14 protein-coding genes, 1 tRNA gene and 2 pseudogenes are annotated in these 12624 nt (G+C 70.6%); 10 read left to right on the plus strand and 7 right to left on the minus strand.

Features of this window, described 5'->3' with window-relative positions:
• The coding region (locus ADL29_RS34180; protein WP_157878645.1) for a L,D-transpeptidase at nt 1-447 on the plus strand (447 nt) is incomplete at its 5' end.
• Between the two features lie 104 nt (nt 448-551).
• Here the strand turns inward: ADL29_RS34180 and ADL29_RS34185 are convergent.
• Together ADL29_RS34185 and ADL29_RS34190 are read right to left on the minus strand one after the other, a co-directional pair.
• On the minus strand, nt 552-839 hold the full coding sequence (locus ADL29_RS34185; RefSeq protein WP_053927422.1) for a hypothetical protein: 288 nt from the start codon (nt 837-839) through the stop codon (nt 552-554).
• 140 nt (nt 840-979) lie between these two features.
• Nucleotides 980-1981: a sigma-70 family RNA polymerase sigma factor gene (locus ADL29_RS34190; protein WP_046927574.1), complete on the minus strand. Its 1002-nt coding sequence runs from the start codon at nt 1979-1981 to the stop codon at nt 980-982.
• A 172-nt stretch (nt 1982-2153) separates the two neighbouring features.
• Here ADL29_RS34190 and ADL29_RS34195 point away from each other — a divergent pair, with 172 nt between their 5' ends.
• Together ADL29_RS34195 and ADL29_RS34200 are read left to right on the plus strand one after the other, a co-directional pair.
• Nucleotides 2154-2726: a GNAT family N-acetyltransferase gene (locus tag ADL29_RS34195; RefSeq protein ID WP_053927423.1), complete on the plus strand. Its 573-nt coding sequence runs from the start codon at nt 2154-2156 to the stop codon at nt 2724-2726.
• 109 nt (nt 2727-2835) lie between these two features.
• Nucleotides 2836-3387 (plus strand): hypothetical protein, encoded by a 552-nt coding sequence (locus ADL29_RS34200; protein WP_053927424.1) that lies wholly within the window; start codon nt 2836-2838, stop codon nt 3385-3387.
• A 232-nt stretch (nt 3388-3619) separates the two neighbouring features.
• On the opposite strand, the gene ADL29_RS34205 is transcribed toward ADL29_RS34200, so the two are convergent.
• Both ADL29_RS34205 and ADL29_RS34210 read right to left on the minus strand, forming a co-directional pair.
• Nucleotides 3620-4060: a pyridoxamine 5'-phosphate oxidase family protein gene (locus ADL29_RS34205; RefSeq protein WP_078971496.1), complete on the minus strand. Its 441-nt coding sequence runs from the start codon at nt 4058-4060 to the stop codon at nt 3620-3622.
• A 44-nt stretch (nt 4061-4104) separates the two neighbouring features.
• Entirely contained in the window at nt 4105-4530 is a 426-nt protein-coding gene (locus tag ADL29_RS34210; protein ID WP_046927570.1) for a pyridoxamine 5'-phosphate oxidase family protein, read from the minus strand.
• A 361-nt stretch (nt 4531-4891) separates the two neighbouring features.
• Here ADL29_RS34210 and ADL29_RS34215 point away from each other — a divergent pair, with 361 nt between their 5' ends.
• Together ADL29_RS34215 and ADL29_RS34220 are read left to right on the plus strand one after the other, a co-directional pair.
• A complete protein-coding gene (locus tag ADL29_RS34215) occupies nt 4892-5941 on the plus strand; it encodes a questin oxidase family protein (protein WP_053927425.1) in 1050 nt (349 codons plus the stop codon).
• Between the two features lie 181 nt (nt 5942-6122).
• Nucleotides 6123-6620, plus strand: coding sequence for a MarR family winged helix-turn-helix transcriptional regulator (locus tag ADL29_RS34220; protein ID WP_046927568.1), 498 nt, complete (start codon nt 6123-6125; stop codon nt 6618-6620).
• A 165-nt stretch (nt 6621-6785) separates the two neighbouring features.
• On the opposite strand, the gene ADL29_RS34225 is transcribed toward ADL29_RS34220, so the two are convergent.
• Nucleotides 6786-8324 carry an MFS transporter gene (locus ADL29_RS34225; RefSeq protein WP_053927426.1) on the minus strand — a complete coding sequence of 513 codons (1539 nt, stop codon included), beginning with the start codon at nt 8322-8324 and terminating at the stop codon, nt 6786-6788.
• Between the two features lie 230 nt (nt 8325-8554).
• On the minus strand, nt 8555-9202 hold the full coding sequence (locus tag ADL29_RS34230; protein ID WP_053927427.1) for a TetR/AcrR family transcriptional regulator: 648 nt from the start codon (nt 9200-9202) through the stop codon (nt 8555-8557).
• 245 nt (nt 9203-9447) lie between these two features.
• On the opposite strand from ADL29_RS34230, the pseudogene ADL29_RS34235 reads away from it, so the two are divergent.
• Nucleotides 9448-10704, plus strand: a pseudogene (locus ADL29_RS34235) (M6 family metalloprotease domain-containing protein); the annotation flags it as partial.
• Here the strand turns inward: ADL29_RS34235 and ADL29_RS42035 are convergent.
• Nucleotides 10705-11283, minus strand: a pseudogene (locus ADL29_RS42035) (TetR family transcriptional regulator); the annotation flags it as partial. It lies immediately after the preceding pseudogene.
• A 229-nt stretch (nt 11284-11512) separates the two neighbouring features.
• Here ADL29_RS42035 and ADL29_RS44295 point away from each other — a divergent pair.
• The 4 genes from ADL29_RS44295 to ADL29_RS43830 all read left to right on the plus strand — a co-directional run bounded on the left by ADL29_RS44295 (nt 11513) and on the right by ADL29_RS43830 (nt 12516).
• The gene (locus tag ADL29_RS44295; RefSeq protein ID WP_046927563.1) at nt 11513-11674 is read left to right on the plus strand and encodes a hypothetical protein; all 162 of its coding nucleotides are present in this window, start codon (nt 11513-11515) and stop codon (nt 11672-11674) included.
• A complete protein-coding gene (locus ADL29_RS34240; protein WP_053927428.1) occupies nt 11671-11952 on the plus strand; it encodes a hypothetical protein in 282 nt (93 codons plus the stop codon). Before ADL29_RS44295 ends, ADL29_RS34240 begins: the two co-directional genes overlap by 4 nt.
• A gap of 60 nt (nt 11953-12012) precedes the next feature.
• Nucleotides 12013-12085, plus strand: a tRNA-Arg gene (locus ADL29_RS34245).
• A 248-nt stretch (nt 12086-12333) separates the two neighbouring features.
• A complete protein-coding gene (locus ADL29_RS43830; protein ID WP_157878646.1) occupies nt 12334-12516 on the plus strand; it encodes a hypothetical protein in 183 nt (60 codons plus the stop codon).
• Nucleotides 12517-12624: the final 108 nt, after the last annotated feature.

The following is a 12624-nucleotide window of genomic DNA, read 5'->3' on the forward strand; positions in this document are numbered from 1 at the left end:
ACGGTCAAGCGGGACGGCCAGACCCTCAAGTCCATCCCGATCTCCGGCGGCAGCCCCGACAACCCCACCTACAACGGCCAGATGGTGATCTCGGAGAAGTTCGAGCAGACCCGGATGGACGGCTCGACCGTCGGCTTCGGCGGTGAGTACGACATCAAGGACGTCCCGCACGCCATGCGGCTGTCGTCGTCCGGCACCTTCATCCACGGCAACTACTGGGGCTCCCCGTCCATCTTCGGCAAGGCCGGCACCAGCCACGGCTGCGTCGGCCTGCGCGACCAGAAGGGCGGCGGTGGCGACACCCCGGGCAAGTGGTTCTTCAACGAGTCGCTGGTCGGCGACGTCGTCATCGTGAAGAACTCCCACGACCAGACCGTCAAGCCGGACAACGGCCTCAACGGCTGGAACCTTTCCTGGTCGGAATGGCAGCAGGGCAGCGCGGTCTGAGCCACTTTCCGAACTGACGCACAGCACACCTGACGGTGGCCGGTCCCTGACGGGGCCGGCCACCTGTCGTTACGGGAGCGTCCGGGCGCTCGTCCCCGTACGGCTCAGAGGATCTTCGCCAGCAGTACGCAGAGCACCACGGCGAGCAGATAGCAGCCGATGCCGACCCAGGTCAGGACGCGGCGCGCGCGGCGGCGGCCGCACCACACCACCACCAGCGCGGCATGCGTCAGGACCACGGCGAGCACCGCGGGAGCCCTGGACAGGTCGTCGGCGAACGCGAAATGCACCCAGGCCCAGGGAAGAACCACCGCGAACGGGCGCGGGAACAGCGACCAGGCCCGCACCTGCCAGTCGGCCCGGTCCGGATCCAGATCCTCCGGCGCCGGCATCAGGCAGCCGGGTGGCCGAACGGCTGGGCGGCTGGGCGGCTGCTGCTCCCGGGTACGGAGGGCGCCGCCCGGGCACCACACAGCCCCGGTGCCGGCAAGGGCACCGGGGCTCGTCCTCCCGGAAGCGCCGGGTACGGGTTCTACGCCGCCGCGTCGAATCCCGTGTCCCGCGCCATCCGCTTCAGCTCCAGCAGCGCATGCTTCTCGATCTGCCGGATCCGCTCGCGGGTCAGGCCGTGCTGCTTGCCGACCTCGGTCAGGGTGCGCTCGCGGCCGTCCTCGATGCCGTAGCGCGCCTTGATGATCGAGGCGGTGCGCTGGTCGAGGCGGTCGATCAGATCCTCCAGCTCCTCGCTGCGCAGCAGCGAGAGCACCGACTGCTCGGGCGAGGCCGCGGAGGTGTCCTCCAGCAGGTCGCCGAACTGGGTGTCGCCGTCGTCGTCCACCGACATGTTCAGGCTGACGGGGTCGCGCGCCCAGTCCAGTACGTCCGTGACGCGGGCGGGCGTGGAGCCCAGCTCGCCGGCAACCTCCTCGGGCTCCGGGTCGCGGCCGTTCTCACGGTTGAACTCGCGCTGCACCCGGCGGATGCGGCCCAGCTCCTCGACCAGGTGCACGGGCAGCCGGATCGTGCGGGACTGGTCGGCGATGGAACGGGTGATGGCCTGGCGGATCCACCACGTCGCATACGTGGAGAACTTGAATCCCTTGGCGTAGTCGAACTTCTCCACGGCACGCACCAGACCGGCGTTGCCCTCCTGGATCAGGTCGAGCAGCGGCAGACCGGCGCGCGGATAGCGACGCGCCACGGCGACCACCAGCCGCAGGTTGGAACGGATGAAGACGTCCTTGGCCTTGGCGCTCTCGGCGGCCAGCGCCTCGAGCTCCGCGCGGCTGGCACCTGCGGCGTTGCCGTCGGTGACCTCGCCGTCCAGGATCTGCCGGGCGTAGACGCCCGCCTCGATGGTCTGGGACAGCTCGACCTCCTTGGCGGCGTCTAGCAGGGGCGTGCGCGCGATCTCGTCGAGGTACATGCCGACCAGGTCGCGGTCGGCGATCTCCCCGCCTACGGCGCGAACACTGTGGGCCCCGTCAGAACCGCTGCTGCTTTCCTGACGACGGGCGACGGCACGGGTTGCCATGCGTGTGCTCCCTTTGCGATGAGTCGGTCGCGGGACGGTGGAGCGGGAGACTCGATCGTTCACCGAGCAACCCGTCCGAAGGAAACAACGGCTGGAATCCGGACAGAATTCCCATGCCGCGACCCTATTTTTGTGATCATGCAGTACCCTGCGTCCCCACGAGGGGGTGCGGATGCTGCCCGAGAGCGGGGACGTGCAGGTCAGAGCGGGCGTCGAGGCCGATCTCGGGGCCCTTACCGCGCTCTACAATCACTACGTCCGCGAGACGTCCGTCACGTTCGACACGGAGCCCTTCACCCCTGAACAGCGTCGTCCGTGGTTGCTCTCCCACCCCGAAGACGGCCCACACCGGCTTCTGGTTGCGCAGGAGGCGGGGACGGCTGCGGCGGGGGCGTCCGCCGACGGCACCGGCTCCCTGCTCGGCTACGCGACCAGCAGCGCCTTCCGCCCGAAGGCCGCCTACGCCCCGTCCGTCGAGGTCACCGTCTACTGCGCGCCGCGCGCGGTCGGCCGCGGTATCGGCACGCTGCTCTACCGGGCCCTGTTCGAGGCGCTGGCCACCGAGGACGTGCACCGCGCGTTCGCGGGCGTCGCCCAGCCCAATGAGGCCTCCCACCGTCTGCACACCCGCTTCGGCTTCCGCCACGTCGGCACGTACACCGAGGTGGGCCGCAAATTCGGCCGCTACTGGGATGTCGCCTGGTACCAGAAGGATCTGGGCGGGGGCCGGTCCTGTCTCCGCTGAACCGCTCTCCGCTGATCCAGTTGACGCATGCCGTACGCGGGTGTCGCCTGGACGGAGAGCGATTTCGACTGCCCCCCCCGTACGCCGGGGCAAGCGAGAGGAGCCCGTCATGGAAACGCACCCGCAGCGGCGCGAGCCGGACCACGCAAGGGCGGCCCGCTCCCACGGAACCGTCGAACCGGAGCACGGCGCGAGCGCTGTCAGCCCGGACACGGGCTTCCGGCTCCCCGGCACCACCCGCCGGGTACCGACGACCGTGGCGCTGCCGGTCATCGCGGCGGTCGCCTTCGGCCTCTTCACGATCTTCCGGGTGCACACCGCCGGCACCAAGGGCGGCCCGGCCATCCTGTACGGACTGGCCGCGGCCATCGTCACCGGGGCGCTCGGGCTCTACCTGGTGCACTTCCAGCGGACCATGATCACCGAAACCCGGGCGGTGGCTTACGGTGCGCTCTTCGGGGCTTCGGTGGGCTGGAACTACAGCCTCGGCGGGGAGACGGTCCTCAAGTCGTGCGGCTTCGGCCTCGGCATGGGCGCCGTGATGTTCGTCGTCTCGCTCTACGTCTTCCGGACCCACCGCGACCGCGAACCGCACGGACGCCACCGGCCCCGCACGACCCAGCGAACCCGCCTGCCCCAGCGCGCCCCCGCGGCGCACTGACAGGGAACGCGCGTACCTGGCCGGTCAGCCCGCCGGCTGGGCTGGGGCCGCGGCGTGGAGATCCGCGGCCACGCCGAACTGCTCACCCTCGAGGCGCCGCCGATGGCACCCGGTTCTTCAGCAACGAGGTGATCCGTATCCACCCGCGCCGCATCATCAGCCGGCACCTGGAGCCCGACGACGACCGCGCCCGGTCCCGTAACGTCGGCTGACCGCCGGACCCCGCCGGACCTCAGTCCACCAGCAGCGACAGATGGAAAGGCTCCGGCGGCCGCACCTCCGCCGTATAGCGGGCGACCTGCGCGGGGTCCGTCACCTCGACGGCCCGGCCGGACACCCGGACGTCGCCGCCCTCCATGTCCGTGCCCGGACCGGGATTGGCGTGGAGGGAGAAGCGGGGATCACGCCGCAGGTCCCGCACCTTGCGGGCGCCCGTCATCATTCCGAGCCACAGTTCCCCGTGGCGGAAGTCCGCCTCCAGGCCGGTCAGCCGCGGCGCACCGTCCTTGCGGAGGGTGGCCAGGACATGGTGCTTGAACCGCCCGAACCGTTCCCGCACCAGCCCGGCCAGCGCCGGTTCCGCCTCCTCGACCACCGCCCAGGAGACCCCAGCCGCCTCCCCCGCGACCGCGCCCCGGCTCCGACCGCCCCTGCCCCTGCCCTCATGCGTCATGCGCTCACCCTCCCCCCGATACCCGACACCTCCTGTCCGGTATTTCAGTGCGACGGGCCCAGATCCGCCGCGTTCCACCGCTCCGGGCGCAGCCGTATGCCGATCAGCTCCTCGCCGTGCTCCAGCACCCCGGCCGCGTACTCCGACACCTTCTCGGCGGACAGATAGCGGGCCGCCACCTCGTTGACCAGCTCCGGCGTCACCGCGACGAACGCTGCGCGGCCCTCGACGGCCGTATAGCGGTACGTCGGCGAAGTGGTCTGCACGGTCAGCGTGAACCGGCCGGTCTGCTCTATCAGCCGGGCCTTGCGTGAGGTACGGCCCGTGAAGAGGAGGACGTCACCGCCGGGGCGGTACGCGTACCAGACCGGCGCCGTCACCGGTCCGCGCTCGCTGCCCGCCGCGACGGACAGCACGGCGACCAGCGGCTCGGCGAGAAACTGCTCGCGCTCTTCCACAGACAGCGACATCACAGACTCCTGACGTCACGGACTCCCGGCATCGCAGGCTCCGGGCATCACAGACTTCCGGCCTCGCAGACTGCTCACGATCACCCCCAGGACCGACCCTCCCTTCCACGCTCACACACCCGCGCCGTACCGCCACTCAGCCCGGCATCGCCCGGCCCTCCCCCGCGTCCACCACCCCGTCCGCACCCACGACTTCAGCGTGCCACCCGCCACTGACAATCCCCTCCGCAGTCCCCTCCGCGGTCCCCTCCACAGCCGTCTCCACAGCCGTCTCCACACGCCCCTCACCTGCGGCCTTACGACCAGCGGTGTAGGGCCGCAGCCCGTTACGCGCCGCCGGGCGGCGACCTAGCCTCGGACCATGAACACGACGAACGGCACTCTCGACGAAGCCCTGGAACGCCTGCACACCACCGGCCCCGAATTCCGCGGCTTCTTAAGCAATCACGGCCCGATGGCCGTAGAGGCCCTGGTCCGGCGCGGCCAGGCCCGCACCGTTCACCGCTGGCTCGACACCTACGCCGCCAAGCTGGAGGACGTCCCGAGCCCGCAGTCCCCCCTCGACGACACCAACTGGCAGGAGGCGCTGGGGGATCCGCGCCGGGTGACCGACTGGACCGCCTACCTGACCCGCCAGGTCGCCGAACGCCCTTGGCGGGAGGTCCTGGCCGAGTGGTGGCCGCGGCTGCTGCCCGGTATCGCGGGCGCCGCGACGCACCCCGTGATCCGCGTCGGCCACGCCGTACGTGTCCTCCTGGAGGAGGGTGAAGAAGCGCCGCGCATCGCCGAGTTGGCGCACGCCATCGGGTACTGGGCGGCCCGCCACACGACGCTCCCGGTGACCGTCCGCCCCGCCGGCACCACCTCCCCCGCCGACGCGCTGGCCGCCCTCCCGCGCATCGCCGACCAGCAGGTCCTCCCGCTCGACGGCCTGGCCCAGCTGCCCGGCACGGACGGCTGGCTGACGGCCGCCGAGGCGCTCCGCGCCCCCGAGGACCCGGACGCCGCCCGCGACCAACTGGCCGCCGTCGTCCAGGCCGCCACCCACCGCTACCTCGATTACGGCCACGGCGACGCGGTCCTCCTCGTCCACGCCGCCACCGCCCCGAACGCCGTCCTGCGCACCCTCCCGGCCCTCCCGCGCAGCCTCTGGTCCGCCTCGCTCGGCGTCGCCTGGGCCGCCACCGCCGCCCTGACCTCCGTCTACTCCGCCCCCGAGCCGCTGCCGCCGCTACGGGCCAGCTCCCTCACCCCGGAGGAGGTCTTCGCCCGCGCCACCGCCCATGGCGACGAGCACGCCATCAAGCTGGCCGATACGGCGCTGGACGTCGCCTCCTGGACCCCCGACGGCGACGACCGCGCCCTGTCCGCCGCCCTCCGTGGGATGGAACTGATCGAACCGGGAACCTGAGACGGCTCCTGCGGCGGAACCCGGGGCCGCGTCGCGGCCGCGCCCCGGGAGGCTCCGGCTTCCCGGCGGCGCGGCCGCCCCGGATCCGGACATTCGGCGATCATCGCGCCCCTGCCGCAACCCGGCCCGCACCCCTTGTTAAATCTTCAATAACTCATCTCGCGGTGAGAGAGTGGATGGCATGAGCAAGGAACCCGCAGCCGAGCCGCGCTGGCTCACCGACGAGGAGCAATACGCCTGGCAGTGCTACCTCCACGCCACGACGCTCCTGGAGGATCACCTGGACCGCCAGCTGCAGCGTGACGCCGGGATGCCGCATGTCTATTACGGCCTGCTCGTCCACCTCTCCCGTGCGCCGCGGCGCCGGATGCGGATGACCGAGCTGGCCCAGAACATGAAGATCACCCGCTCCCGCCTTTCGCATGCCATCGCCCGCCTGGAGAAGAACGGCTGGGTGCACCGCGAGAACTGCCCGTCAGACAAGCGGGGCCAGAACGCCCACCTCACGGACGAGGGCATGCGGGTCCTGGAGAAGGCCGCGCCCGGCCATGTCGCCGCCGTGCGTGCCGCAATGTTCGACCGGCTCTCCCCCGAGCAGATCCGCCAGCTGGCCGACATCTGCCGGGTCATGGCCGACGGACTTCAGCCGAAAGGGGCCGACCTGCCCTGGCTCCGTTGACGGACGGACCGGGGCAGCGATGCCTTCGAGTGATGCACGGGATGACCTGAGTGACGACGACCCGAGCGACGACGACCTGAGTGACGACGACCCGAGTGACCTGGCAAGAAAGAGGGCGGCCCCGCAACACCGGGACCGCCCCTCCGTCTCTTGCGCCCCTCGGCTTCAGTGCACCATGACCGGAACCTGAACCTCCGCGTCGGCGCCCTCGGCGTCCGCGCCCGTACCGGCTCCCTCGCCGGACGAGGCCACCGGCGAACCGCCGCCCTGATGCCCGGTGTTGACGAAGACGAAGGCGATCGCCGCCGCCAGCGCCAGGATGCCGACCGCCCACCAGATGGCGGTGGTGTAGCCATGCACCATCGACTCGAGCTTCAGCAGCTGCCGCGAGGGCGCACCCGTCGCGTGCGAGGTGGCGTACGCGGTGGTGGCGCTGGCCGCGATGGTGTTCAGCAGCGCCGTACCGATCGCGCCGCCCACCTGCTGCGAGGTGTTGACCATCGCGGAGGCGACACCGGCGTCGCGCGGCTGGACGCCGTGCGTGGCCAGGGACATGGCCGGCATGAACGCCGTACCCATCCCCAGGCCCAGCAGCAGGAACGCGGGCAGGATCAGCGCCGGGTAAGACGTGTCCAGGTCGATCCGGGTGAGCACCAGCATGCCGGTCGCGGCGACCACGAAGCCGGGCGCCATCAGGAGACGCGGCCGGACGCGGGTCATCAGCCGGGCGCCTATCTGGGTCGATCCGGTGATCATGCCGACGATCATCGGCAGGAAGGCCAGGCCGGTCACGACCGGGGTGTAGCCCTTCACGATCTGCAGGTAGTAGGTCAGGAAGAGGAAGAGACCGAACATGCCGATGACAGCCAGGCCCAGCGACGCATAGACACCGCCGCGGTTCCGCTCCGCGACCACCCGCAGCGGCAGCAGCGGGGCCTTCACCTTGGCCTCGACCAGGACGAACGTCAGCAGCAGCACGGCGGCCGCGGCGAACAGGCCCAGCGTCGGGCCGGCCAGCCAGCCGTCGGACTCGGCGCGGGTGAACCCGTAGACCAGCGAGACCAGGCCGAGGGTGGCCAGGATGACGCCGGGGATGTCCAGCCGGGAGGGGTTACGGCCCTCCGCGGGCTCGCGGATGACCAGGACGGCGCCGGTCGCGGCGACCACGGCGAACGGGATGTTGACGAAGAAGGTCCAGCGCCAGTTCATGTACTCGGTCAGCACACCGCCGAGGATCAGGCCCACGGCGCCGCCGCCACCGGCGATCGCACCGAAGATGCCGAACGCCTTGGCACGCTCCCTGGCCTCGGTGAACGTCACCGCCAGCAGCGACAGCGCGGCCGGCGCCAGCAGCGCGCCGAAGACACCCTGCAGCGCACGCGCGCCCAGCAGCATCCCCTGGTTGGCCGCGGCCCCGCCCAGCGCGGAGGCGGCCGCAAAGCCGATGAGTCCGATGATGAAGGTCCGCTTACGTCCCCACAGGTCGGCGACCCGGCCGCCGAAGAGCAGCAGCCCGCCGAAGGCCAGGGCGTAGGCGGTGATGACCCACTGCCGGTTGGCGTCGGTGATGCCGAGGTCCGCCTGGGCGGAGGGCAGCGCGATGTTCACGATGGTCGCGTCGAGGACGACCATCAGCTGGGCGAGAGCGATGAATATCAGCGCTTTCCAGCGCCGGGGGTCGACGGTATGGGCTGTTTCAGGCATGGAGAGGTCCACCTAGTGGTGCGGTGAGCGGATATCGGGACGTAAAGACGGACGTGGAGGCCAGAGGTGAAGGACGGAGGTGAAGGACGGACGTGGGGGGCAGGCGTGAGGGGCGGACGTGGAGGGGCGGACGTGAAGGACCGCGCCGTGCGCCGTAGACCTACGGCCGGCGCCTACTGACAGCTACCGGCACCTACCGGCATTGCCCTTGACTGACGCTCACTGACAACTCACCGACGCTTCCTCAAGTCGTCCAACGTGGCGGCGGCGCCGGGAAGTTCGGACCGTGCGGGCGTCATCAGACCGTCCAGGAACAGCTGCAGATGCCGGTGCACGAACTTGTCGAAGTCGATACAGCCGCTGTCCGGCAGCGGACGGGTCAGCTGGGTGAGCGCGACCATCAGGTCACCGACGGCGATGTCGGTGCGCAGTTGGCCGCTGTCGCGCGCGGCCCGCATGACGGCCTCGATGGCCGACTCCAGGCGTTCGCGCGCGGCGAGCAGATCGGGGTGACTCAGATCGACGCTCTCCGAGAGCAGCGGGCACAGCGCCCCGATCCGCTCCTCCACCGCATCGTGGACGAAGCGCCGCAGCGCCTGGAAAGCATCGGACTCCTCGGCAAGGGCGCTCTCGGCGCGGTCCGCGGTACGGGCCATGACGGAGAGCGTGACGTCGTGGATCAACTCCCGCCGATCCGCAAAGTGACGATAAAGCGTCGCATTGCCGACCCCTGCGCGCCGAGCGATTTCATCGAGCGGGACCTCGGCCCCGAACTCGACCATGGTTTCACGGGCGGCCGCGATGATCCGTTCCCGGTTGCGCAGCGCATCGGCCCGCAGCCGAGGCGGCGCGGACTCCGTACGGGTGACGGTCACCACGGCACACTCCCCTCTCACTTCACTTCACTTCACATCTCGACGCTTCATGGATTTCTGCCGGAGCAGCGAACCGGGGAAGGGCTCCCCGTTTCCTCCACGCCTGCTTAAACGGGGACGGCCTCCCCGGATATTTCCCACTCGGCGTGTGACCTGAGGCACACCCCCGCCCCCTCCGGATGACCTAACCCCGCGCGCAGGCAACCGGCCGACGACGCAGAGTGATCCCCATGAGGATGAGGCTGAGGATGACAACAAGGCCGAGGACGCGGACACGGCGGCGGAAGATACCGGCGGCCGTGGTGGCGGGCACGGTCACCGCGGCCGCCGCCGTGGCGATGGGCATACCGTCCACGGCCGCGGCCGGCGCCCTGCCCAGGGGCCTGCCGAACGGCCCCTGCGCCCTGGGCGGCAGGACGGACGACGTCGCCGAATCCGCGATCACCCCCGCCGGCTACGCCCGCTCCCGCGGCGCGGTCCGGGCGCTCACCCTCTTCATCGACTTCCCCGACGCCCGCGCCACGATGACCCCGCAGGCCCGCTTCGCCGAGTTCTTCCCGGCCGCCGCGGACTTCTTCCGCGTCAGCTCGTACGGCAGGCTCGACTACCGCCCGGTGCCGCTGCTGACCTGGATCCATCTGCCGCGCCCCCTGGCCGCGTACCGCATCCAGCGCGCCGCGAGCTTCGGCCCGCGGTCCGCCACCGGCTATTACGCCCTCTCCCGGGACATCGTCCGCGCCGTCGACGATGCGGTGGACTTCCGGGCGTACGACGTCATCAACATCCTGGCTGCCCCCAACGCAGGCCCGGCGGCGGCCCGTGCGGTCCTGTCGATCACCTTCAGCGGCGGCGGCATGGGGCTGGGGACGGCGGACGGGGTGCCGTTCCGGAACGCGTCCTTCATCTGGAGCCGGCAATCAGGGGCCGGCGCCTACCGCATCCTCAACCACGAGAACGGCCACGCCTTCGGCCTCCCCGATCTCTACTACACGGACGGCCGACGCGCCCTGACCCCGGTGGGCCATTGGGACCCGATGGACGAGGACTGGGGCCCGAGCAGCGATTTCCTCGGCTGGCACAAATGGAAGCTCGGCTGGCTGACCGCCCGGCAGGTGCACTGCGTCCGGCGCGGCCAGGCACCTTCCGAACACACCCTCACCCCTGTCTCGACCCCCGGCGGCACCAAGATCATCATCATTCCGACCTCCTCCCGCAGCGCCCTCGTCGCCGAGGCCCGCACCCGCGGCCCCCTGGACCCGATGGCCTGCCGCCCCGGCGTCCTGATCTACCGCGTCGCCCCGCACACCGCCTCGGGCCGCGGTCCCGTACGGGTCGTGGACGCCACCCTGAACAGCGGCGGCTGCTTCACCACCGACAAGCACGTCGAACCGGAACTGACCGATGCCGCCTTCCGCCCCGGCGCCACCTACACCGACCACCGGAGCGGCGCCGCGGTCAGCGTCCTCGCCGAGAACCCGGACGGTACGTACCGGATCCGGGTGACCCCGGCCCGCGCGGGCCCAACGTCCTACTCCCCCCTCCCCGTCGTCCCCGGCATCGACCAGCTCCGCGGCCGTCGTCACCAGCCGGTCCACATACAGCTCCGCCAGCATCCGCACATCCTCGTCCCGCCAGCCCTCCGACACCGGCTGGGACTTGAGCGCCTCCGCGACCTCCTCGGCGAACCGGTCCAGCTCGCCCGCGATGGCCTGCCGTACGGCCCGCACCCCGCCGTGCCGTTCGCGCGCCACGAACCGTACGTGCGCGGGGTGTTCCCGCACATGCCGTTCGACGACGGCGATCGTCCGGTCGATCCTCTCCTCGGCCCCGGCCTGCTCGGCGAGAATCGCCCGCACCATCGCATGCAGACTCCCCAGCGCCTCCTCCACCAGGGCGACGCCCAGCTCCCCCAGATCCTTGAAATGCCGGTAGAACGCGGTCGGGGCGATGCCCACCACGCGCGTGACCTCCCGCAGCCCGAGACTGCTCAGGCTCTGCTCGGCCAGCAGCCCGAGCGCGGCGTCGAGCAACGCCTGACGGGTCTTCTGCTTCTGGGCCTGCCGGACTCCCACGGTGTGACTCATGTCATCCAGTAAACAACCGTTCTCCGAACTCCTCCACCCGTGCGGGGCCCTAGACTGAAGGAACTCAGTGAACAACTGTCCTCTGAGTACACGGAACCCCGTGCCCGGCACCACCATGACGTCAACGACATGCACTGCATGCGCGACATGCACAACATCCACGCCATGCCCAACATCCGCGACGTCCGCATGACACCCGTGCCGGGTACCTCGCCGGAAAGGCAGGATCATGCTCTTCCTCGTCGCAGCCCTTCTCCTCATGGGGATGATGCTGGGCACCGCGGCACACCTCCCCCTCCCCGTCACCCTCATCGCCGCCGCCGTCATCGCCGGCTGGCTGCTCGTCTTCACCCTCCGCGAACGCCGCCACCACGAGGGGACCCCCCGATGACCACTCTCACCGAAGCCACGCCGGAGACCGCCCGAGAGCCCCGCTCCCACGCCGACAGCATGGCCGTGGCCTCCTTCATCCTCGGCCTCCTCGGCACCCTGGTCCTCAACCTCGTCCTCGGCCCCTGCGCCCTGATCCTGGCCGCCCTGGCCCTCACCCGCGGCACCACCCGCCGCGGCCGCGCCCTCCTCGGCCTCACCCTCGGCGCCGCCGACCTGATCCTCCTCGCCACCCTCGCCACCACCGACGGCACGGTCAGCTGGCACATCGGAGGCTGACGGCCCCCACCCCACACCCGGCATCCGCTACGCTGGTCGCCGGATCTTCCCGATCCCCCCGCCTCCGTAGCTCAGGGGATAGAGCACCGCTCTCCTAAAGCGGGTGTCGCAGGTTCGAATCCTGCCGGGGGCACTGACTGCACCGCAGGTCAGAGCATGAAAGTGGCCCCTCGTTCATTCGAACGGGGGGCCACTTTCATGATCTAAGTCCACATGGAGTCCACATCCCCAGATGATCATGGCCCACATCGCCCTCAAGGGGGATTGCCCCTCGCGCTGGGCGTGGCTGGGATCTGGTCTCATCCTCGCGTGCGTGCCGGGCCAGCGCATGAGGGCCCCAGGCTGGGGCCAATGTCAGTGCCCGTCCGTACAGTTCGCGCCATGACTCCCCCCTCCCGCCCGTGCGGTCCGGCGCCCTTACCTGCGCCGGACGAGGTGAACGAGGAGATCCGCCGTCTCACGGAGGAGCCCGCCGACGCCCGGCGGGCCGAGGAATACATCCGCCTCCTCACGCTGCGGACGGAGGCAGCCCGCTCTTCGACTGCGTGGACGAAAGCCGCCTGACACGTTGAGGCCCCGCCAACTGGGGGAGGTCGGCTGGGCGTGCCCCAGTGTGTCAGTGATCTTCTATTCGGGATGTGTTTCGGTGAAATGCGCCGGCAACGGTGCGCT

This window comes from Streptomyces chattanoogensis (genome assembly GCF_001294335.1).
Taxonomy (GTDB): Bacteria; Actinomycetota; Actinomycetes; order Streptomycetales; family Streptomycetaceae; genus Streptomyces; species Streptomyces chattanoogensis.